At 65.7% G+C, this 22,615-nt stretch carries 17 protein-coding genes; 8 read left to right on the top strand and 9 right to left on the bottom strand.

The genetic code is table 11. The annotated features are described in order from the left end of the window. Positions 1–90: 90 nt before the first annotated feature. A complete protein-coding gene (locus tag KR767_RS07445) occupies positions 91–4,380 on the bottom strand; it encodes a DEAD/DEAH box helicase (protein WP_250879133.1) in 4,290 nt (1,429 codons plus the stop codon). A gap of 148 nt (positions 4,381–4,528) precedes the next feature. Here KR767_RS07445 and KR767_RS07450 point away from each other — a divergent pair, with 148 nt between their 5' ends. Both KR767_RS07450 and KR767_RS07455 read left to right on the top strand, forming a co-directional pair. Beyond that, a complete protein-coding gene (locus KR767_RS07450; RefSeq protein WP_250878661.1) occupies positions 4,529–6,736 on the top strand; it encodes a glycoside hydrolase family 3 C-terminal domain-containing protein in 2,208 nt (735 codons plus the stop codon). A 76-nt stretch (positions 6,737–6,812) separates the two neighbouring features. Beyond that, positions 6,813–7,583: a transporter gene (locus KR767_RS07455; protein ID WP_250878662.1), complete on the top strand. Its 771-nt coding sequence runs from the start codon at positions 6,813–6,815 to the stop codon at positions 7,581–7,583. Here the strand turns inward: KR767_RS07455 and KR767_RS07460 are convergent. The 3 genes from KR767_RS07460 to mprF form a co-directional block, all read right to left on the bottom strand. Continuing rightward, positions 7,580–7,741 carry a hypothetical protein gene (locus tag KR767_RS07460; protein ID WP_166945904.1) on the bottom strand — a complete coding sequence of 54 codons (162 nt, stop codon included), beginning with the start codon at positions 7,739–7,741 and terminating at the stop codon, positions 7,580–7,582. The two genes, KR767_RS07455 and KR767_RS07460, sit on opposite strands and share 4 nt — an antisense overlap. Positions 7,742–8,389: 648 nt before the next feature. Further along, positions 8,390–9,187, bottom strand: coding sequence for a virulence factor (locus KR767_RS07465; protein WP_250878663.1), 798 nt, complete (start codon positions 9,185–9,187; stop codon positions 8,390–8,392). Continuing rightward, a complete protein-coding gene (gene mprF / locus KR767_RS07470; protein ID WP_250878664.1) occupies positions 9,184–11,796 on the bottom strand; it encodes a bifunctional lysylphosphatidylglycerol flippase/synthetase MprF in 2,613 nt (870 codons plus the stop codon). Before mprF ends, KR767_RS07465 begins: the two co-directional genes overlap by 4 nt. 189 nt (positions 11,797–11,985) lie before the next feature. On the opposite strand from mprF, the gene KR767_RS07475 reads away from it, so the two are divergent. Further along, positions 11,986–13,923 (top strand): LTA synthase family protein, encoded by a 1,938-nt coding sequence (locus KR767_RS07475; protein WP_250878665.1) that lies wholly within the window; start codon positions 11,986–11,988, stop codon positions 13,921–13,923. Between the two features lie 164 nt (positions 13,924–14,087). Here the strand turns inward: KR767_RS07475 and KR767_RS07480 are convergent, their stop codons facing one another. Then, the gene (locus KR767_RS07480) at positions 14,088–14,789 is read right to left on the bottom strand and encodes a pirin family protein (RefSeq protein WP_250878666.1); all 702 of its coding nucleotides are present in this window, start codon (positions 14,787–14,789) and stop codon (positions 14,088–14,090) included. A gap of 197 nt (positions 14,790–14,986) precedes the next feature. Between KR767_RS07480 and KR767_RS07485 the strand changes: the two genes are divergently transcribed. After that, positions 14,987–15,991, top strand: coding sequence for an LLM class flavin-dependent oxidoreductase (locus tag KR767_RS07485; protein WP_166945911.1), 1,005 nt, complete (start codon positions 14,987–14,989; stop codon positions 15,989–15,991). Then, positions 15,991–16,425: a putative toxin-antitoxin system toxin component, PIN family gene (locus KR767_RS07490; RefSeq protein ID WP_250878667.1), complete on the top strand. Its 435-nt coding sequence runs from the start codon at positions 15,991–15,993 to the stop codon at positions 16,423–16,425. Before KR767_RS07485 ends, KR767_RS07490 begins: the two co-directional genes overlap by 1 nt. Positions 16,426–16,644: 219 nt before the next feature. On the opposite strand, the gene KR767_RS07495 is transcribed toward KR767_RS07490, so the two are convergent. Further along, on the bottom strand, positions 16,645–17,547 hold the full coding sequence (locus tag KR767_RS07495; RefSeq protein ID WP_250878668.1) for a LysR family transcriptional regulator: 903 nt from the start codon (positions 17,545–17,547) through the stop codon (positions 16,645–16,647). 102 nt (positions 17,548–17,649) lie between these two features. On the opposite strand from KR767_RS07495, the gene KR767_RS07500 reads away from it, so the two are divergent. Then, positions 17,650–18,360, top strand: coding sequence for an SDR family oxidoreductase (locus tag KR767_RS07500; protein WP_250878669.1), 711 nt, complete (start codon positions 17,650–17,652; stop codon positions 18,358–18,360). Between the two features lie 139 nt (positions 18,361–18,499). On the opposite strand, the gene KR767_RS07505 is transcribed toward KR767_RS07500, so the two are convergent. Both KR767_RS07505 and KR767_RS07510 read right to left on the bottom strand, forming a co-directional pair. Further along, positions 18,500–19,147, bottom strand: a complete 648-nt coding sequence (locus tag KR767_RS07505) for a DUF6348 family protein (RefSeq protein WP_250878670.1) — start codon at positions 19,145–19,147, stop codon at positions 18,500–18,502. Positions 19,148–19,170: 23 nt separating this feature from the next. After that, positions 19,171–19,968 (bottom strand): DUF72 domain-containing protein, encoded by a 798-nt coding sequence (locus tag KR767_RS07510; RefSeq protein ID WP_250878671.1) that lies wholly within the window; start codon positions 19,966–19,968, stop codon positions 19,171–19,173. 159 nt (positions 19,969–20,127) lie between these two features. On the opposite strand from KR767_RS07510, the gene KR767_RS07515 reads away from it, so the two are divergent. Beyond that, complete coding sequence (locus KR767_RS07515; RefSeq protein WP_166945922.1) at positions 20,128–20,748, top strand: response regulator; 621 nt, start codon at positions 20,128–20,130, stop codon at positions 20,746–20,748. Between the two features lie 100 nt (positions 20,749–20,848). Here the strand turns inward: KR767_RS07515 and KR767_RS07520 are convergent, their stop codons facing one another. Beyond that, complete coding sequence (locus KR767_RS07520; protein WP_250878672.1) at positions 20,849–21,844, bottom strand: GlxA family transcriptional regulator; 996 nt, start codon at positions 21,842–21,844, stop codon at positions 20,849–20,851. 71 nt (positions 21,845–21,915) lie between these two features. Here KR767_RS07520 and KR767_RS07525 point away from each other — a divergent pair, with 71 nt between their 5' ends. After that, complete coding sequence (locus KR767_RS07525; protein WP_166945923.1) at positions 21,916–22,554, top strand: HD domain-containing protein; 639 nt, start codon at positions 21,916–21,918, stop codon at positions 22,552–22,554. Positions 22,555–22,615 lie beyond the last annotated feature (61 nt).

Here is a 22,615-nt window from a genome sequence, read left to right on the forward strand (position 1 = left end):
TGTAGGAGCGCGCCTCGCGCGCGACCACCCCAAAGCAAAGCGCAACCCATGTAGGAGCGCGCCTCGCGCGCGACCGAAGCGAGCGCTTCCCTACCCGCCCCCGGAAGAAACCCGCATATCCGATCGCCGCTGTAACGCCCCCAGCACCTCACGCTCTTCCTCTGCCGACAACTCGGCCAGCGTCACAAACTTCCCCGCAACCATCGCCCCCACCGGCACGCCATCGCGTATCGCAACACGCGTACCCAGCACGGCAGGCAATTTCGCCCCGGCGATGATGCCGCCCACGATATTGAGCGGATCGGTACCAGCAATGCACACGATCTCGCCATCATGCGACCGATGCCGGATCTGCCGCAGGGCCACCAGGGCATCCGGCAACGCAAACTGCTCGCCGACCAGCCCATCGACGAAGCGCCCGCCGCGGATCTCCCCGCGCGCCTCCAGCCGGTGATACACCCGCCGCAACTCGCGCCACGGCGGCAGCCACGCCGCCTCGCGCTCAAGAATACGCCAGCTCACCACGCCATAACGACGCAGCAACGTGCGGGCGATATGTTCCAGCCCATCGGCATCCGTGCGCTCGTCACGCGGGCGCCGCGCCAGTGACCAGCGGCCGGCATCCTCAATGCCGCTCAACATATGCCGGCGTGTACGCCGGTGGCGATGGTTGTCGCGCCTGGATGCCGGCAATAACAACGCGCGCAGGCCCGCAAAGCTATCCGCCGTGACACGACCGCTGGCGACCAGCTCGCCCAGTGCGTCTTCCAGCTCGGTACGCAGCAACCGGGTGATCGACGCCAGCTCATCGAAGAACAGCGCGCCCTCGTCACGCAAGGCATCGGCCACGGCCTGCGCGCGCGACGACAGCTTCACGTCATCGTCGGCATCCGGCGCCGCGGCCGACCAGATGCCGAGCTGCCGGCGCGGCAGCAGCACGATCGGCGTCGCGCGCACGGGGCCGCTCGTTCCCGTGCCCGGACGCAGTCGACTCCACACCACGCGCCCTGCACGACACAGGTCGTCAAGCCAGCCGATGCTGTAATCGCTCACGCGCGCCGGCAGCAATTCGGCCTCCCACGCTCCGGCCGCACCTTCGAAACCTTCCAGTTGCGCTATGACACCAGCCAGGGCATCCGGCCCGGCCACCTGCGAGGATCGCGTGACGTGCTGCCAGTCGAGCAGGAACCGGTAGAAATCGCGCCGCGTCACGGGCTCGATCTCGCGGCGCAGGCGACCGATGGTGTAGCGGTGGATGCGTGCCAGCAGATGACGCTCGCACCATTGTGTTGTGGTGATGCCCGGTGAGAACAGGCCCTGCATCACATAGCCCTCGCTTTCCAGCGAGGTGAGCGCCAGTTCGATATCGGCGACGGGCACATTCAACGACGCGGCAACCGGCACGGCAGAGATCGGACCAAGGCCGCCCAGGCGTCCTCGCACGATATCCACCAGCGCCGTTTCGCGTGTCCATGCCTGCGCGGCATACTCCGCCGGCGCTTCGATGGCCGGTCGCATGGAGGCATCCGGATGCAGCGCACACCACGCAGGCAGGCGCTCGGCTGCGATCCACAATGCGGTGTCACCCTCGCCCAGAAGCGTGGCGCGTGCATCCTTCGCCAGCGCTGCAAGCAGTTTGTTCCACCCCGCGTTGTCCATCACTTCACTCAGGGTCACCGCACCGAGAAGCATCAAGGCTTCATGCATTTCATCGGCACTTCGCGCCTCGGGCCACGCCTCTTCGCGCACGGAATCGATGGCTTCGGCATCCAGGCGACCAAGATCGTCGGCGCTCTGCGCTTCGTTCCAGCGGCGCGACTGCACGGCCTGGGTGCGTCGTTCTTCCAGCGGCGCGTCGTCGAGGAAGGCATAAGGTGCCGCGCCCAGTACTTCGGCCGCCAATGGCGACGGCGTGGCGAGGTCGCGCGCGATCACGCGGATGCGTCCGGATTCCAGCCCACGCAACACGTCGAGCCAGCCTTCGCTGTCCATCGCCTCATGCAGGCAGTCGTCGAGCGTCTGGTTGACCAGCGGATGATCGGGCACCTCGCGTTCGCCCACGATGTTCTCCAGGCAGGCGACCTGGTCCGGAAACACGGTGGCCAGCAGGTCCTCGCTCTTCATGCGCTGCAACTGCGGCGCGACCTTCTTGCCACCGTTGAAACGTGGCAAAGCAAGCGACGTCGTGGCATTCCAGCGCCAGCGCACGCCGAACAGCGGTGCATCGAGCAGGGCCTGTACCAGCACGTGTTCGGCGCTGTTGGAGTGCAGATAGCGCGACACCTCTTCCAGCGGAAAACTGTGGCTGGTGGACAACGACAGGATGGTCGCGTCTTCCGTGGCGGCCGCCTGGAGCTCGAAGTTGAACTTGCGGCAGAAACGCTTGCGCAGCGCGAGGCCCCAGGCCTTGTTGATACGACTGCCGAATGGCGTGTGGATGATGAGCTGGGTGCCGCCCGACTCGTCGAAGAATCGCTCCATCACCAGCGTATCGTGCGTAGGCAGCGCGCCAAGCGCGGCGCGTGCGCGGAACAGATACTCCACCACCTGCTCGGCCGCTGCCTTCGAAAGGGATAGCGTCTCCATCAGCCAGTGGAGCGCATTTTCACGACCGCCCTCATCGAAACGTGCGGATAGTTCGCCACGCAGTCGCGACACGCCGGCTGACAGCTCATCGGTGCGACCGGGCGCCTCGCCCAGCCAGAACGGAATATTGGGTGGCTGTCCCTGCGCATCCTCGACACGCAGGCGTCCCATCTCCACGCGGATGATGCGGTAGGAACGATTGCCCAGCTGGAACACGTCGCCGGCAAGGCTCTCCACGGCGAAGTCTTCGTTCACCGTGCCGATCAGCGTGGCCTGCGGTTCCAGCACCACGTTGTAATCGCCGGTTTCTGGAATCGTGCCGCCCGAGGTCAGCGCGGCAAGGCGCGCGCCGCGTCGTTCGCGCAGGCGCCGGTTCACGGCATCGCGATGGATATAGGACCCTCGTGGACCCACGCGCGTGGTGAAGCCATCGGCCAGCATGCGGACGATGGCGTCGTAGGATTCCCGTTGCAGCGTGCGATACGGATACGCCCGTTTCACCAGATCGTAGAGCGCATCTTCGTCCCACTCCTGGCAGGCGACTTCGGCGACGATCTGCTGTGCAAGCACATCCACGGGCTGCTCGGGAAAGATCAGTGCATCCAGTTCGCCGCGTCGTACGCAGTCCAGCAGGGCCGTGCATTCCACGAGATCGTCGCGGGAGGTGGGAAACAGCCGTGCCTTGGGTGTGCCGCCCACGGCGTGACCTGCACGCCCCGCGCGTTGCAGGAAGGCGGCAATGGAGCGGGGCGAGGCAATCTGGCAGACCAGTTCGACATCGCCGATATCGATGCCCAGTTCCAGCGATGCGGTAGCGACCAGTACGCGCAGTTCCCCCTGTTTCAGGCGCTGTTCGGCGTCGAGGCGTTGTTCGCGGGAGAGACTGCCATGGTGCGCGGCGACGATCTCCTTGCCCAGCCGCTCGGACAGGTGCCTGGCAAGACGTTCGGCCATGCGCCGCGTATTCACGAACACCAGCGTGGTGCGATGCTGTTCCACGAGGTTGGCGAGCCGGTTGTACACCAGCTCCCACATGTCGTTGGACATCACCGCTTCCAGTGGCACCGGTGGTACTTCGAGCGCCAGGTCACGTTTGCGTGCATGTCCGATGTCCACGATGGCGCAGTCCGTACGCTCGTCGCCCACGAGAAAGGCCGCCACCTTGTCGATGGGTTTCTGCGTGGCCGACAGGCCGATGCGCACGATGCGCCGTTGCGCCAGCGCTTCGAGGCGTTCAAGCGACAACGCAAGATGGCTGCCGCGCTTGCTGGCCGCCACGGCGTGGATTTCGTCGACGATCACTTCGCGAACGTCACGCAACATCGCCCTGCCCGACTCGGAACCGAGCATCACGTACAGGGATTCCGGCGTGGTCACGAGGATATGCGGGGGACGCTTGCGCATGCGTTCGCGATCCGGCGATGGCGTGTCGCCCGTGCGCACGGCGGTGCGTATCTCCACATCGGGCAGGCCCTGCCTGCGCAGTTCCTCGCGGATGCCTGCCAGGGGCGCATCGAGGTTGATGCGGATGTCATTGGACAAGGCCTTCAACGGCGAGACGTAGAGCACGGTGGTGCGATCGCGCAATCCACCGTCGCGCACGCCTTCACGCACCAGGCTGTCGATGGCCGAGAGAAACGCCGTGAGCGTCTTGCCCGAACCCGTGGGCGCCGCCACCAGCGTATGGCGACCGGAACGGATCATCGGCCACGCCGCCATCTGCGCGTCGGTGGGCGCAGGAAAAGTGGCCTCGAACCAGGTGGCCACGGCGGGGTGGAAATCGGCGAGCGGCATCGATTTTTGTGAATTCATTGAACCACTTAAGTGGGGTCTTCAGACCCTTCTGGCAAGGTCCAAGCCTAGCGCGGACCCGCCTGCCCAGTTGCGATGAAAACGTTACTGGAACAAGGTGGGACGTTTTCCTTGCAACGGAACCATGCCCATGACCGTCGATGTGCGCCGCACCGCCCTCGCCTTCGCCATCACCGCTGGCCTCGCCGCCTCCGCCCATGCCGCCACCCCGACGGATCGTCCCTGGATGGATCGCTCGCTTTCGGCAGATCGCCGCGCCGATCTCATCGTCGCGGCGATGACGGACGACGAGAAATTCCGTCTCATCCGCTCCGAGTTCGGCCAGAAGAGCGAGAAGTTCGAACAGCCCGAAGGGGCGCTGGGCGGTGCCGGCTATATACCGGCCATTCCCCGCCTTGGCCTGCCTGCCATCCAGGAAACCGATGCCAGCCTGGGCGTGACGCGCACCGGTTCCGACGGCAAAGGGGCCATCTCGCTCCCGGCCGGTCTGGCCACGGCGGCCAGCTTCGATCCGGCGGTGGCCCACGCCGGTGGCCGCATGATCGGCGGCGAGGCGCGCGGCAAGGGTTACAACGTGATGCTCGTGGGTGGCGTGAACCTCACGCGCGATCCGCGCAACGGCCGCAACTTCGAATACGCCGGAGAAGATCCGGTGCTGGCGGGCACCATCGCCGGCGCCGCCGTGAAGGGCGTGCAGGAGCGCCACGTGGTGGCCACGGTGAAGCACCTGGCCATCAACGATCTCGAATCCGGCCGCAACACGCTCAGCTCGGACATCGATCCCGTCGCGTTGCGCGAATCCGATCTGCTCGCCTTCCAGCTGGCGATCGCCAAGGGTGATCCGGGCTCGGTGATGTCGGCCTACAACAAGGTCAACGGCGTCTATGCGGGCGAAAACGAGTGGCTGCTCAACGACGTGCTGAAGAAGGAATGGGGCTTCAAGGGTTTCGTGATGTCCGACTGGGGTGGTGTGCACAGCGCCACCAAGGCGGCCATGGCCGGGCTCGACCAGCAGTCGGCCGGCGAGGTTTTCGACAAGGAGGTCTTTTTCGACAAGCCACTGCGCGAGGCCTACGCCAAGGGTGAATTCCCCAAGGCACGCCTGGATGACATGGCGAAGCGCATCCTGCGCAGCCTGTTCGCGCATGGCGTGATCGACGAGCCGATGAAGAACGGCAAGGTGCCTTACGCTGCCGATCGCGTTGTCGCCCGCGACACGCTCGAAGCCGGCGCGGTGCTCCTGCGCAACGAGGGCGGCCTCCTGCCGCTGTCGGGCAAGGGACAGTCCGTGGTGGTGATCGGTGGTCGCGCCGACAAGGGCGTGCTTGCCGGTGGCGGCTCGTCGCTGGTGACCGATGAAGCCGGCGATCCGGTGCCGGGCCTCGAGCCCACCGGCTGGCCCGGTCCCGTGCGCTACCACCCGTCCGCCCCGCTGGATTTCATCCGCAAGTTCGCCAGCAAGGCGAGCTTCGATCCCGGCACCGATCCGGCCGCGGCCGCGAAAGCTGCGGCTGGCGCGGACGTGGCCGTGGTGTTCGTCACCAAGTGGGCGGCGGAGTCGTTCGACACGCCGGACCTCACCCTGCCCGACCAGCAGGACGCACTGGTCGAGGCCGTCGTGAAGGCCAATCCGCATACGGTGGTGGTGCTGGAAACCAATGGCCCGGTGAAGATGCCGTGGCTGGACCACACCGCTGCCGTGATGCAGGCCTGGTATCCGGGCTCGGGTGGTGGCGAGGCCATCGCACGCCTGCTGTACGGCAAGACGGCGCCCTCGGGTCGCCTGCCGATCAGCTGGCCGCGTGACGAGTCCGAACTGCCGCGTCCGACGATCCAGGGTGCCGGCCTGTATTCGAAGGAGAAGCCGGCCGACAACGTCGACTACAACATCGAAGGCGCGGACGTCGGCTATCGCTGGTACGAGAAGAAGAACCTGAAGCCGCTGTTCGCCTTCGGCTATGGCCTCACCTACACGAGCTTCGCCTACAGCGATTTCGCCGTGGACAAGGATGCCAGGGGCAATCCGGTGGCCCATGTGACGGTGAAGAACACGGGCAAGGTCGCCGGCGCCGATGTACCGCAGATCTATGTCACCGGCCCCTCCGGTGGCACGCGTCGCCTGGCCGGCTGGTCGAAGGTGCAGCTCGATGCCGGTGCGAGCCGCCGCGTGGACATTCCGCTGGAAGCCCTCGCGCTGGCGCGCTGGGACGACGCCGGCAAGCGCTGGCACATCGCGGCCGGCCACTACGCCGTGAAGCTCGGCCGTTCGGCCACGGATGTGGCGGCTGACGCCAGCATCGACCTGGCAGAAACGTTCCCGGTGGTGAAGGCGCCCTGAGGTCGTGACGGGAGCGGCCCGGCGCCGCTCCCGTTTCCTTCGCACGGGCGTGACGGGCGCCGTCGACAATGCCCGCATGAATTTACGCCGGCTGACGCCCCTCCTCCTGCTCGTTGCCTCGCAAGGCGTCCTCGCCGACCCGCCCGACTTCGACCGCCCTGGCGCGGGTTTCGCCACGACGACCGTGCCGTTGGGCACGCTCGCGTGGGAACAGGGCCTGCCGACCTATCAGCGCGAACGTCCGGGCGGCGTCCTGCAAGGCACGTATACCGCCGACAGCCTGTTTCGTATCGGGCTGGGCGGCCCGCTGGAATGGCAGTTCGGCGGTTCGGCGTGGAACCGCTTCGAAGAGAGCGACGTCGGCCTGCATCGCCATCACCTGGGCCACGGCGACAGCAGCGTCGGCATGAAATTCGCACCCGGGGGTTCCGGTGACGCGGGTGCCTTTTCCTGGGCAGCGCTCGCGAAAGTCACCTTCGCCAACGGTGACCACGACCTCAGCAACGATGCACGCCAGTACACGCTGGGCACCACCATGCAGTGGAAGCCCGACGACATTCACCAGAACACGCTCTATGTAAACCTGGATCGCCTCGGCCGCCACAACACCTGGACGGTGGCTCCCACGTTCGGCCGCCGCTTCGGCGATCACTGGACAGCCTATGTCGAGGCCGATCTCATCCACGACGCCGACAACGGCAACGAAGTGCAGGCCGGCGGCGGTGTAGCCTACGACATCGGTAATCACGCACAGCTGGATGCCTATGCACTACACCGGATCGGCAGCCACGGCCCATCGCTGATTGCCGGGCTGGGCGTGTCGGTGTTTTTCGGCCGGCCGGATTAACGGTTTGCCCGCCGCATCGCGCGGAAGACGATCACGGTGAGCACCAGCCCGACGAGCAGGCCGATACCGGCGCCCCACAAGGAGCCGGGACGCGAGTCGACCAGGTAACCGATGCCGCAGCCGAGCAAGGCAAAGAGAGGAATTGGTAAGCAGCCCATCCGTCGAGCCTAGAGGTCGGTGCACGCGGCTGTAAAGTCGATGGCACCAAAAAACATGGCCCTGGCGCTCACGCGCAGGGCCATGGTGACCGTCCCTGGGTCTGATGGCGCTAGCCACCGTTATAACGCGGCCCGGCGAAACCGACGCGGCGCTATCGCCGATGAAGGGGGGATCGATCCTGGCGCTAGGGACGGACGGCATCCTGCCGTCGGATCGGTCATCGACGATATCGTTTCCCGCCGCTGGCAGGCTGAGCGGGAGACGGCCTTCATCTTCCAGACGTGAAGGCCGGCCGGATATAGGAGAAGTCTTAAAATTCGTACGGCTTTACCGATACGGCAGTGGTCGCCATAAATTCAGCCTATGCTGGCGCATGCGTCTCATGACGAGGCTTGCGCGCAGGCGGGCGCACGTCCCTGGGTGCGCGTTTCACAGGCGTGGGCACAGGACTTCCCCGGCTCGCCAGGCTGCGCAGGCGTGCGCAATCAGATGTTCCGTAGTCGCGTTTTCCCGGTTCTCGTTGCATGGTTCTTCTCCGCGCACGCCTCCACCCGCACAGGCAGGTTGAACGCCGGAAGAGAAATTTCCGGTGGCGTGCGGGTGAAGCTTTCGTGACGAAGCGGCCGGGCGAATCGGCCGATTCCCGGTTAAGGCGATGTGGAGGCGCCGGCCGGCATGCGTTGGATCAGCTCGGTAGCCAGCTTTTCGTAGTTCTCGTCGAAATGGTGCGAGCCGGGTTTCTGGTAGACCGTGACGAAGGACGGCAGCCGGTGATCGGTGCAGAGGCTGTCATCGGCGTCTTCCTGGCCGTAGTAACAGGCCATCGGTGGCTTGCCGCCGAGTTGCACGATAGGCGGCATGGCGTCGGTATGCACCACGGGATTGAGCCATTGCAGGAAGTTGTGCGTGTGGGTGGTCCACCAGCCCTGCTTCATGTAGCCCTCGAGCTCGATCTCGAAGTTGACGTCGCGACTGCCCGAAAGCAGCACGAGCTGTGCCAGCTTTGCCCGATTGTCGGGCCGGATCATGCCGACGATAGTGGGCAGCACGTCGGCGCCGAACGAATAGCCGATCAGCAGCACGCGCTTCTTGCTCCACTGCGCCGTGTACTTGTCGAGCAGGCCGTCGAGGTCGTGTGCGGACTCCTGGGGTGAGCGATAGCGCCAGAAATACTTGAAGGTGCTGACGCCGGCCACGGGAATGCCGCGCTGGACGAACACGGCGCCCAGGCGCTGGTCGAGATCCCACCAGCCCCCGTCGCCGGAATAGATCACCACCAGCAGGTCTTCCTCGCCCTTCGGAGGCGAGGCAAGCGCCGGCAGTTCCACGGTGGATTTCTCCATGGATGCATGCGTCCATGGATGCCAGGCCAGCAGTGCGAGCGCGCCCAGCGCGACGATCGCAAGCAGCACATAGCGAACAACTTTCTTTGCAGTAAACGTCACCGGCGCACCACTCCACCCAGACCACCGGAAATCAGGCTGGCGACATTCGCCAGCGCGAGGGGCACGGCAATGCCGGCGGCCACGGCGATGTAGCGTGGCTCCCATTCCGGATCGAATTTTTCCTTGTACTTGTGCAGGCCGCGGAAGTTGTAGAAACGCTCGCCCCGGCCGAACACCATGGCACCGAAGCGACTCCACAGTGGCGCCGTGCGCCGGTTGGTGAGGCCTGACAACGGGGCCATGCCCAGGTTGAACCAGCGATAGCCCTCGGCTTTCGCCCAGACCATCAGTTCGATGAACAGGAAATCCATGATGCCGGAAGGGCCCTCTGGCAGGTGACGCATGAGGTCGACGGAGGCTTCTTCCTTCGACTCGGTGAGGAACATGTTGGCAAAGGCCACGGGCTCGTCGCCCTGCCAGACCACCGCCATGGGTGTGCGGGCGAGATAGCGTTCGTTGAACAGGCCCAGCGAGAAGCGCTTTTCGCGCACCTTCTTGTCGCGCATCCAGGCGTCGGAGATCTTCTTCAGGCGCGGCAGCAGGGCCGGCACCTCGTCGATGGGCACGATCTCCAGGCGCAGGCCGTCGCGCGTGAGCTTGTTGACGGTGCCGCGCAGGGTCTTCTTCGATTTGCCGTCGAGGTTGAAGGTTTCCAGGCGCACGCGTGCTTCTTCGCCGATCTTCAGCAGGTTCATGCCTACTTCGAGATACAGGTCGAGATCTTCCGGGCGCACCTGGTAGAACAGCGGCCAGCCGCCGGCACGCTCGCATTCCTCGCGGAAGGCCCAGACCAGCTCACGACGGGCTTCCTCGTCGTCCCCGACGGGATCGCCCATCGACACCCAGCTGCGGCCCTCGATGTCATACATGATGAAGGCGCGGTCGTCGGGCGCGAACATCAGCATCTTGTCGCCGACCAGCGCCAGATGGGCCTGGGCCGAGCCGAAATGCTTGAGCAGCGGCATGGCCCGGCCAAGCTCGGCTTCGCCGGGCAGCGAGCGGCGTGGGCGTGCCGGGCGGATCAGGTTGGCCAGCGCGAACAGCATCACCACGGCCGCGGCGCCCACGAGCGCGCGCAGGGCGCGCGGCGCACCGCCGTGGCGGAAGCTGAATTCCCACCAGAGATTGTTGTTGTATTCGACGTGCTTGAAGCTGAAGAACACCAGCCAGGTGGCGCAGCCCAGCACGGCCAGGATCGCGACCACCCAGCCCACCGAGAAGGTGGCGCGGAACAGCGATGCACGCCGGTAGAAATGCTTGTGGGCGGGTGCCAGGGCGAGGGCCAGCAGCGACAGCAGGGTGGCTTCCTCGTAGTCGATGCCCTTGAGCAGCGAGAGGATTGCGCCGACGAGCAACAGGATCAGGGTGAGTACGTAGGCGGCATCCAGGCGGCGTTGCAGGCCACGCGCGAGGATCAGCAGCAACATGCCGACCATGCTGGACAGGAAGTGCGAGACCTCCACCAGCGGCAGTGGCACGAAACCGCGCAGGATCTCCATGCGTCCGGGGATCGCCAGCGTGGCGCCCGAGAACAGCAGTACCGCGCCGCAGACCAGCGTCAGCCCCGCGAAGAACGGCGGCAGCAGGCTGCTGAACCAGGGCGTGATGAGTGCCGCATGGCGCAACGCCCGCACCTCGCGCCAGATCACCATCAGCGTGGCCACGGCCAGCGGCAGCAGGTAGTAGACGAGGCGATAGGCGGCCAGCGAGCCCAGGATGGGGGCTTCCAGGCCCTGGTTGCCGGTGGCGCCGAAGCCCGCCAGCAGCACGGCTTCGAACACGCCCAGGCCGCCCGGCACGTGGCTGATGAGGCCCGCCATCTGCGCCAGCACGAACAGCGCCAGGAAATGGCCGAAACCGCCCACGATCTCCTGCGGCATCAACACGTAGAGAACGCCGGCGGCCAGGCCCCAGTCGAGCGCGCCGATGAGGATCTGCCGGGCGGCCACGGCCGGTTTCGGCGCGTGCATGGCCCAGCGCCACACCCTGATCGGACGACGCATCGTCAGCGAAAGGATGAACCAGGCCAGGGGCACCAGCGTGAGCACGATGGCCAGCGGAATGCGCAGGCCCGACAGCGGTACCTCGGGCGGTATCGGCACGATCAGCAGCGTGACGCCCGTGATCGCGGTGAGGCCCAGCCAGAAACTCAGCGTCGTATAGAGCACGACGCGGGCGATCTCGCTCGTGGTGAGGCCGGCCTGCAGGTAGAAGCGGTAGCGGATCGAGCCGGAAACCAGCAGCGACATGCCCAGCGCGTTCGAGAAGCCGTAGCTGATGAACGAGATGAAGCCCACCCGTTTGGCCGGCAGGCGCTTGCCGACGCTGGCCAGGCCAAACCAGTCGTACAGCGTCATCACGGCATAGCCGGCGCCGGTCAGCAGCACGGCCAGGGCGATGTCCGTATTCGGCAGGCGGTGCACGTAGTGGGCGATCTGCCGGTACGTGACCTCGCTGGCCATCGCATGGAGGGCCCACAGGGCGAGGCACAGCAGGGCCACCGACAGCAACGGGCCGCCCGCACGGCGCAGCAGCGTCGCGTACAGCGCCGGCTTCGCCAGGGTCGGGTCGGTCGTCGTCGGGAGCTCGGTCCTCGTTTCGTGCTCCACCCTGCCGCGACTCCACTTGTATCGATAAAGGTCGTGTAGGGTGCCACAGAGCGGCTTGGGAGGGCAGCGGGAACGACAATCCCGTGTGATGAAAGGTTCCCCTAAGCTTATGGAAAGCCACCCGTAAGCCCGGATTCTTACGATTCCGCGACAGCCCGCCGTCCCGGCCGGTTCTGATCGCGAGGCATCATGCGTCCTGTTAACCCGGCACCCGGCGCGCTACGGCAGCGTTTCCGGCCTCTTATCTGGTTCGGCGCCCTCTTCGTGGGCGTGGCCTTCCTGGTTCGTCTGGTGTTGCTGGTGCATACGGGGCACGAGGTGCCCCATGACCCCGGCATGTGGCTTTACCTGTTCGCGGTGGGCCTGGGCTACGACCTGATCACCTATATCTATATGGGCTGGCCGCTGCTGCTGGTGCTCTGGCTGCTGCCGCGACGGGCCTACCTCTCGCGCTGGGGGCACCGGATCTTCCTGGGCTTCTGCTTCGTACTGGCCTTCGCCATCCTCTACCTGGGTGCGGCAGAGCTGGTGTTCTGGGGCGAGTTCGGCGCGCGATTCAACTTCATCGCCGTCGATTATCTCGTCTACACCCACGAAGTGGTCGGTAACATCCGCGAATCGTACCCGATCGTGACGTGGTCGCTGCTGCTGCTGGCGGCCACCATCCTGGTCATGTGGTTCAGCCGGCGCCCCCTGCGCGCCGAAGACAACGGCTCGCGCTTCCGCGGCCGCAGCGCCGTGGTGGGCGTGTGGCTGCTGCTGACCGTGGCGGTGAGCTTCGCGGTCGATGGTTCCATGAAGGACCAGTCGCGCAACAACTACGTGAACGAGCTGGCCGGCAACGGCATCTACCAGTTCTTCGCGGCCTTCCGCGACAACCAGCTCGACTACACCAAGTACTACCCCACCATCCCCGATGGCGAAGCCTTCGCCAACCTGCGCAGCCTGCTGAAGACGCCCGACGCGACCTTCACCAGCACCGACCCGATGGACCTGACCCGGCATATCACCGCCGACCGTCCTGAGAAGAAACTCAACGTGGTGCTGATCAGCGTCGAGAGCCTGTCCGGCGACTACGTGGAAGGCCTGGACGTCAGCAAGCACCGCGGCCTCACCCCGAACCTCGACGCCCTGGCCTCGAAGAGCCTGTTCTTCACCCAGATGTATGCGAACGGCACCCGTACGGTGCGCGGGCTGGAGGCGCTGGCGCTCTCGGTGCCGCCGACGCCGGGCGAGTCCATCGTGAAGCGTCCGGACAACGAGAACCTCTGGTCGCTTGCCGACGTGTTCAATGCGAAGGGCTATGTGTCGGAGTTCGTCTATGGCGGCTACGGCTACTTCGACAACATGAACCACTTCTTCGCCAGCAATGGCTACGCGGCAGTGGATCGCAACGTCATCGACAGCAAGGACATCCACGCCGAGAACGTGTGGGGCGTGGCCGACGAAGATCTGTACACGCTGGTGATCAAGCGCATGGACGCGGCGTATGCGAAGGGCAAGCCGTATTTCGGCCACGTGATGACCACCTCGAACCATCGCCCGTTCACCTTCCCGGCCGGCCGCGTGCCGCTGCCGCAGGGCATGCGCAACGCGGCGGTGCAGTACACCGACTGGGCCATCGCCGATTTCCTGAAGCGTGCGGCCACCAAGCCGTGGTTCGACGATACGATCTTCGTGATCACGGCCGATCATTGCGCCACCAGCGCGGGCAAGACCAGCCTGCCGATCGACCGTTACCACATCCCGCTTTACATCTATTCGCCCAAGCACGTGCAGCCGGGCGTGATCGACCGCGTGATCAGCCAGATCGACGTGCCGCCGACGGTGCTGGGCATGCTGGGTTTCAGCTACGACTCGCACTTCTATGGCTACGACCTGTTCCGACTGGAGCCGGGTCGCGAGCGGGCTTTCGTCAGCACCTATCAGGAGCTGGGCTACCTGCATGACGGTCGCCTGACCTCGCTGGTGCCGCGTATGCCGGTGAAGGAAATGGTGCCGCAGTTCACCACGGGCGACGCTACGCCGGTGGAGCATCCGGACCCGCGCGACGGGAAGGATGCGATTACGTATTACCAGACGGCGGCTTACCTGTTCACGCACGGGTTGATGAAACACAAGCCGTGACCGGTCGCGCGCAAGGCGCGCTCCTACAAGGCACCGAATCCCTGTAGGAGCGCGCCTCGCACGCGACAGCCATCAAGCGCGACGCACAGGATGCCCCTGTAGGAGCGCGCCTTGCGCGCGACAGCCGACGGAGCGGCAAAGCCACCCCGCCGGCTACCTGCTACTTACGCCGCACTATCCACCAGCACCAGCTCCGCATCCTCCTTTGCAACGATCCGCAGCACGGTCTCGTCACGGATTGCCGCGCCATCGCCCTTGCCCAGCGCCTGGCCATTGATCTCCACCGAACCCACGGCCGGCACCATATAGGCGTAACGACCCTGGCCCAGCGGATACTCCACGCTTTCGCCGGCCTTCAGGCTGGCGCCGAGCACGCGGGCGTCGGTACGGATCGGCAGAGCCTCGTCATCACCGGGCATGCCGCTGGCCAGCGCCACGAAACGGCCCGAACGCTCGCCCTTCGGGAACGGGCGGGTGCCCCACGAGGGCGCCTTGCGCTCACCAGCGGGGATGATCCAGATCTGGAAGATCCGGGTTGCGCCGGGTTCGGCGTTGTACTCCGCGTGGCGGATGCCCGTACCCGCGCTCATCACCTGCACATCGCCGGCCGTGGTGCGGCCCTTGTTGCCCAGGCTGTCCTCATGGGTGATCGCACCTTCACGAACGTAGGTGATGATCTCCATGTCCGAATGCGGATGCGGCGGAAAGCCGGTGCCCGGGGCGATCGTGTCGTCGTTCCACACGCGCAGGGCGCCCCAGCCCATGCGCTTCTGATCGTTGTACGAGGCGAACGAAAAATGGTGCTTTGCATCGAGCCAGCCGTGGTTGGCGCCACCCAGGCTGCTGAAGGGACGGATGTCGATCATGGTGTGCTCCCCCGGGGTTAACCGGACTGGTTGAACGAATGGGTACATTTTCCTCCCCTCATCGTTCCGTGGCGCATCGCTGAGCCGAACGGATTGTTTCCCCATCGTGCCTTGTAAGGGTTGTAAAGCGGCCTGCGGTGCCCATGTCGGACGCATTGGCGGTCTGCCGCCTCCCCCTATTCGAGGTGACCTTAAGGATGATTCCGTTCTCGGTGCTCGACCTGTCCCCCGTGGTGCGTGGCGCCACCCCGACAGATGCCCTGCGCAACTCGCGCGATCTCGCCATCCACGCCGAAGCGCTGGGCTTCCACCGCTACTGGCTGGCGGAACACCACAACATGACCGGCATCGCGAGCGCCGCGACCGCCGTGGTGATCGGCTACGTAGCCGAGGCGACGAAGACCATCCGCGTAGGCTCCGGCGGCATCATGCTGCCCAATCACGCGCCGCTGGTGATTGCCGAACAGTTCGGTACTCTCGCCTCGCTCTATCCGGGCCGTATCGATCTGGGCCTCGGGCGTGCGCCCGGCACCGACCAGGGCACGGCGCGTGCCTTGCGTCGTGCGATGGGGCCGAGCGACGATCGTTTCCCGGATGACGTGCTCGAATTGCAGCGCTATCTCGGACCGTTGCAACCGGGCCAGACCGTGCGTGCCGTGCCCGGCGTGGATACGAACGTGCCGCTGTGGCTGCTCGGCTCAAGCCTGTTCAGCGCGCAGCTTGCAGCGCAGCTCGGCCTGCCCTTCGCCTTCGCCTCGCATTTTGCGCCCGATCTGATGATGCAGGCGCTGCACGTGTATCGCACGATGTTCCGTCCGTCGGACGTGTTGCAGAAGCCGTACGCGATGCTTGGTATCAACGTCGTGGCTGCCGATACCGACGAGGAAGCACGCCGCCTGTTCACCTCGCAGCAGCAGGCGTTCTGGAACCTGCGTCGTGGCGTGCCAGGCCAGCTGCCGCCGCCGGTGCACAGCATGGAAGGGGTGTGGACTCCGATGGAGAAGGCGCAGGTGGATCACGCCTTGTCGTGCGCCATCGTCGGTTCGCCCGATACCGTGCGTGACGGGCTTGCGGAATTCATCGAACGCACGCAGGCCGATGAGCTCATCATCACCGCGCAGGTGTTCGATCATGCGGCACGCAAGCGCTCGTACGACATCGTGGCCGCGCAGCGCGAACGGCTTGCAGGTGCGGTGGCCTGATGCCGGCACGGGTTGTCCTCGATACCAACGTCTGCCTGGATGCGTTTGTTTTCGGGGATCCGCGTGCAGCACCGCTGCTTGCGGCGATCGAAAGCGGTGAAGTCGAGGCGGTGACGCATGCGGAATGCCGCGAGGAATGGCTGGCCGTGCTGTCGTATCCGACACTGAAGCTCGACGATGCGAAGCGCGAGGTGGCTGCCTCGCGCTTCGATGCGCTGTTGCAGGTGCTTCCCGATATGTCTGCCGTGAACCGGCCGCCGAGATGTCGCGACAAGGATGACCAGAAGTTCCTGGATATCGCGGCGGCGTCGGGTGCGTCGGTCCTGTTTTCGCGCGATGCGGAGGTGCTTCGCCTGGCGCGTCGCACGCGGCGGGAGGGCTTGTTCGAGATCATGCGGCCGGAGGACTGGCCGGCGTATCGCGATTCGGATTGATCGCGGCCTGGCCGCGGTTGCGCGCACGGTGCGTTCTTGCAATGTTGATCCACCCCGGCCAAGGCAATACGCCTTTCGCTCCGGTCCGGTCGCGCGCAGGCGCGCTCCTACACAAGCCGCGGTGTAGGAGCGCGCCTGCGCGCGACCGTCAGGGCGAAAGCGTAGCGATGGATACCGGAGCGCGCCTCGCGCGCGACCACAGAATGCCAATGCCCCACATCACTCCCCCCAACGCCACGCCTCGCGCAACCGCTCCGAACAAAAATCCACGAATCGCCGCACCCTCGGCGCCAGATGCTGCGCGTTCGCATACACCGCCTGCAACGGCGCGGCAGGCACGGTGAATTCGGGCAGGATGCGCACGAGCCGCCCCGTGCCCAGGTCGTCGCCGATATCCCATACCGACTTCTGCACGATGCCGCCACCGGCCACCGCCAGGGTATGCGCGGCCTCGCCATCATTGGTGTGAAAGGCGGCCGTGACTTTCACCGCCACGGATTCTCCATCGCGATGAAACGTCCATTCCTTTCCGGGCCCTGGTCCGAACACGATGCAATCATGCGTAACAAGATCGGCTGGTGTTTTCGGCATGCCCTTGCGCGCCAGGTAGGAAGGCGCCGCGCACAGCACGCGGAAATTCGGCGCCAGCGGCCGTGCGATCAGCGAGGAATCCGAAAGCATGCCAAAGCGGATGGCCACATCCAGGCCTTCATCCACGATGTTCACCAGCGCATCGTTGAGATCCAGGTGCACGCTCACCCTGGGATGCTGTTCGCGGAACGCGACCGCCAGCGGTGCGATCCAGCGTCGCCCGAAACCTCGCGTGGCCGTGATCCGCAGCACGCCGGTCACCTCATCCCGACTGTTCGACAGCGCCGCTTCCGCCTCCTGCACTTCGGCGAGGATGCGCACGCAACGCGCATGGAAGCTGTGCCCTTCGTCGGTGAGCGATAACCGACGCGTGGTGCGCTGGATAAGACGCACGCCCAGCCGCGCCTCAAGGGCGGACAGTCGCTTGCTCACCACGGCCAGCGACAGGTCCAGATCGCGCGCGGCGGCTGAAAGGCTGCCCGTGGAGGCGATGCGGGCGAAGACGGTCAGTTCCAGGAGGTTATCGAGCATTCTCAAGGCCCGGGAAAGAGTGCATTCGTCTGACGACGGTTTGTTGGCAATGTCGCAAGGATCATAGTGCCGGGTATTCCATTCCGACAGTGAGGTGCTTGCATGTTCTCGTTTTCCAGCCAGGACGTTCTCGTCGTCGGCGGCAGCTCGGGTATCGGCCTGGCCACCGCCCGGGCTTTCGCCGAAGCAGGTGCCCGCGTCACCATCGCCTCGCGCTCGCCGGGCAGGCTCGATGCCGCCGTGAAGGACATCGGCCACGACGCCCGCGCGGTCGTGCTCGATACGGCGGATGCACTGGCCGTCGAAGCCCTGCTTTCGACGCACGCCTGGCACCACGTGGTGGTATCGGCAGCGAAGACGCCTTCCGGCCCCGTGCGCCAGCTGTCGCTCGATGACGCCTACAAGGCGATGGAGAGCAAGTTCTGGGGCGCGTATCGCGTGGCCCGCGCCGTGCGCATCCACGATGGCGGTTCGCTCACGCTCGTGAGTGGTTACCTCGCCACGCGGCCCAGCGGGGGTGCCGTGTTGCAGGGGGCGATCAATGCGGCGCTGGAAGGGCTTGTGCGTGGCATGGCGCTGGAGTTCTCGCCGGTACGCGTGAACGCCGTATCGCCCGGCACCATTCGTACCCCGCTATGGGATGGCATGGACGACGACAAGCGCGAGGCGATGTTCGCCTCGGTAGCTGGCAAGGTGCCGGCCAAGCGTGTGGGTGAGCCGGAGGATGTGGCGCGCGCGGTGCTGTACGCGGCGGCCACGCCGTTTACCACGGGCTCGACGATCATCGTGGATGGCGGCGCATCCATCGGTTGATTCAACCCGCCATGTAGGAGCGCGCCTCGCGCGCGACCGGGCCAAGCGATGCCATACCGGGCCCTGTAGGAGCGCGCCTTGCGCGCGACCGGGATACGCGATGGCACGTCCGGTCGCGCGCAAGGCGCGCTCCTACAATTCAGTTGAGGGGCACCAGGGCGATGAGGTTGCGCAGGCTGTAGAAGTGCGGGCGCTGCGGCCATTCGGCCGAGGCAATGGCCTTGTGGCCAGCGGCCCAGGGCTCGTTGTCGAGCAGCACTTCGACCTGCGTCTTGCCGTCGCCCACGTTGCCGTAGAACACGCGGATCCAGTGCACGTCGTTCGTCAGCGGTGCCGTGGCGATGGCCGCTTCCAGTGCCGACAGCACATCCTCGGGAATCTCCAGCTCCGCACCCTCGTTGCCGCGCAGCGCGAAATCGCCGACGTACACGGTGAAACGATGCGTACCGGCAGTCAGCTCACGCACGGCAAGCCGGTCGCGATCCACCGTGTGCCAGCACGCGGCCAGCACGACGTAGAGATCGTTACGGGCGAAACTATCCAGTGCATCACGGCAGCCGGCCTTGCCGCCGCCCATGCCTCCGAAGCTTTCCTCGATGGTGCGCTCCTCGTCGAGCACGATATCGAGGTCGAGCCGCCCCATGCCGCCGTCCTTGCCCTCGTGCCATATGCCGCGCAAGGCGGGGAAGTCGTCGCCCTCGGTGAGCAGCCAGTCTTCATCAGGTTCGAGGCCGATCTGGTGCTCGGCGAAAAGGTCGATCAGGGTGTTCTGGATAAGACGATCCATGGGGCTTCCGTAAGGGGAACAAATCAGGCGTCGCGATGGACACGTGTGTCCAATGCGACCGCGGCGGCAGGATTGCGTTCCTTCGCCGCCGAGATGAAATACACGAAGACGTCGCGCGACACCATCGTGGTGGAGGGGCCTTCTACATGGGGCAGGTCGGCAGGATCGCCCCCGGCGGCCCATTCACCAGCGCGCCGGGCCCAGTGGTCGAGCGCCTTTCCCGGGTAGCCGGAGGTCTCCCCGGCCTGGCTGCGCATCAGCCGGGCATAGACGAAAGGGCCGGTCAGATCGGCCATGGACGGGTGCTCGGTGGAGTCCGTGAAGACCGTGGCGATGCCCCGGCCCCGGGCCAGTTCGCACCAGCGCGGGTCGAGAAAGCTCTCGTGGCGCACCTCGATGGCATGGCGCAGTGGCAGGCCCGAATGCGTTTCCGGCAAAAGGTCGAGGAACGCCGCGATGTCGTCCGGATCGAACCGTCGCGTGGGCAGCAGTTGCCAGAGGATCGGTCCGAGGCGATCACCCAGCCCGGCGGCGCTCTCCACGAAACGCTTCACGCGCTCGCCCGTGGAGGCCAGTGCGCGTGACTGCATGATCGTCCGTGGTGCCTTGACCGAGAACACGAATCCATCGGGCGTCTGCCCGGCCCAGCTGCGCCACGTTGGCGCATCGGGCGAACGGTAGTAAGTGCCGTTGATTTCAAGGGTTCTCAGCGCGCGACTGGCGTATTCGAGCTCACGCCGTTGCACCAGGCCCTCGGGGTAGAAGGTTCCACGCCACGGTGCATATACCCAGCCACCGATGCCACAGCGAATCCTGCCCATTACCGGCGTGTCTTGGGTTTTCGTGCTTCGGGATCTGCTCATTGTGCGCAGAGTCGCAATTGCCGGGTGCACGGCGTGTCATGGAATGTAGACCACCATATATTTGCGCGTCTCCCCTTTGCGCGATACTCGGGGTACCCACTTTCTGGCCAAGGCTCCATGGCGTCCATCCGTATCATGACCGTCGACGATCACCCCCTGCTGCGAGAAGGCATCGCCGCGGTGATCGAGGGGCAGCCCGGCCTCGAACTGGTCGCGGAGGCCAGCACGGGCGAAGAAGCGATCGAGCGTTATCGCCAGGTGCGCCCCGATCTCACCCTCATGGACCTGCAGATGCCGGGCATGGGCGGCATCGCCGCCATCGAGAAGATCCGCGCGGAATTCCCGGATGCCCGCATCCTCGTGCTCACCACCTATCGCGGCGACGTGCAGGCGATGAAGGCGTTTCGTGCGGGTGCGCAGGGTTACCTGCTCAAGAGCGAGCTGCGCAAGGACATGCTGGCCACCATCCACCAGATCATGGAAGGCAAGCGGCGCGTGCCCGAAGAGATCGCCAACGAGATGGCGGAATACGCGGCCGACGACGAACTGACCCCGCGCGAGACCCAGGTGCTACGGCGTGTGGCCATGGGCGAGGCCAATCGTGACGTGGCCGGTGCACTCGGCATCGCCGAGGAGACGGTCAAGGCGCACATGAAAAGCATCCTCGCCAAGCTCCAGGCCAACGACCGCACCCACGCAGTAGCCATCGCCCTGCGCCGCGGCATCATCGACATCTGACGTCCCCGCATTCAACGCCCGGCGACATCCTACCGTGCCCTACCTGACGCCCGCTCCGCGTGACCACGCCCCTGTAGGAGCGCGCCTCGCGCGCGACAGGTCACCGCGCAAACGCATGCCGCTTCCGATACTCCGCCGGCGTCACCCCCAGCCGGCGCACAAACGCCCGCCGCAGCCCGTTGACGTCGGCATACCCACACCGTGCCGCCACCCGCTTGGGCGTCTCATGACCTTCCTCCAGCCAGCGCCGCGCCGCTTCCACGCGCATCGCCTCCACGAAGTCCGCCGGCGTCATCCCCGTCTCATGCCCGAACACCCGGGCAAAATGCCGGGGACTCATGCCCACCCGCGCCGCCATCGCACCCACGGAATGATCCTCCCCCGGATGCGCCGCCACGTAGCGCTGCAACTCCTGTAACGCCCCCCGTCCGGCTGGCGCAGCCTCGCCGTGGCGGCTGAACTGCATCTGCCCGCCCGGCCGCCGGTAGAACACCACCAGCTCTGCCGCGACGGCCATGGCCACTTCCTTGCCGAGGTCTTCCTCCACCAGGGCGATGGCGAGATCCATGCCCGCCGTGACACCCGCCGCCGTGCAGACGGCGCCGTCGCGGACCACGAAGGCATCGGCTTCTACCTGGAGCGAGGGATAGCGCTGGGCGAGCAGGTCGGCCACCTTCCAGTGCGTGGTCACCCGACGGCCATCGAGCAGGCCCGTGCGGGCGAACAGCAGGGCACCGCTGCAAATCGAACCGTGGCGGCGTGCCCTGGCCGCATGCCGGCTCATCCAGTCGATCACATGCGTCTCGGTCGCCGCATGGGGCAGATCGGGCGAACCGGCCACCAGCAGCGTATCCAGCCGCTCCATGTCCTCCAGCACGCTGCGGTCGGGCAGAAACCGGATGCCCGACGACGAGGCCACGGCCAGCGGCGCCGTGCCCACGGTGACGACGCGATAGACCTCGCGCCCCGTCTGCCGGTTGGCCTCGGCGAAGACATCGGCCGGCCCGGTGACGTCCAGCATCTGGACCCCCGGCGGGGCGAGGATGACGATGGGTAGCGGTGTCTGCATGCTGCGCAAGATGGCAGTATTTGCCATATCGCGTCAAATCATGACGGGCATGCCTCGCGGTGGAATGGTGCTCCTTTCCCTTCGATGGATTTCCCGCCATGACCGTCATCGCCGGCATCGCCATTCCCGACAGCACCCTCGCGCGCGACATCACCCAGCTCGTCCGCGACACCGAAACCGACCTGCTCTACCACCATTCCCGCCGTGTATTCCTCTTCGGTGCACTGAGCGGCAACGCGAAGAACCTGGGCTACGACCCCGAATTGCTCTACGCGGGGGCCATGTTCCACGACATGGGCCTGATGCCGGACTACGCCAGCGCCACCGAGCGTTTCGAGGTGGATGGCGCCAACGCAGCCCGGGATTTCCTCAAGACGCGGGGCATCGCCCAGGGCGACATCGACGTGGTCTGGGCATCCATCGCGCTGCATACCACCCCGGGCATTCCCGTCCACATGAAGCCTGAGATCGCCCTGGTCACGGCGGGCGTCGAAATGGATGTGCTGGGACTGGGATTCAGCACCGTGAGCACGGCCGACCGCGAGGCCGTGGCCGTGGCCCATCCGCGCGGCCCGGCCTTCAAGCAGGGCATCATCAACGCCTTTTACGACGGCGTGCGCAGCAAACCCGACACCACCTTCGGCAACGTCAAGGCCGATGTCATGGCGTACAAGGAGCCGCATTTCCACCGCACGGATTTCTGCCAGTGCATCCTTCACAACGCCTGGCCGACCTGACATCCTTGCGGCTTCAAGAATGATGTATTTGATCTGATAATCATTCGCACTTACGATGGCG

Origin of the sequence: Luteibacter anthropi, from assembly GCF_023699965.1 — a bacterium.
GTDB lineage: Bacteria > Pseudomonadota > Gammaproteobacteria > Xanthomonadales > Rhodanobacteraceae > Luteibacter > Luteibacter anthropi.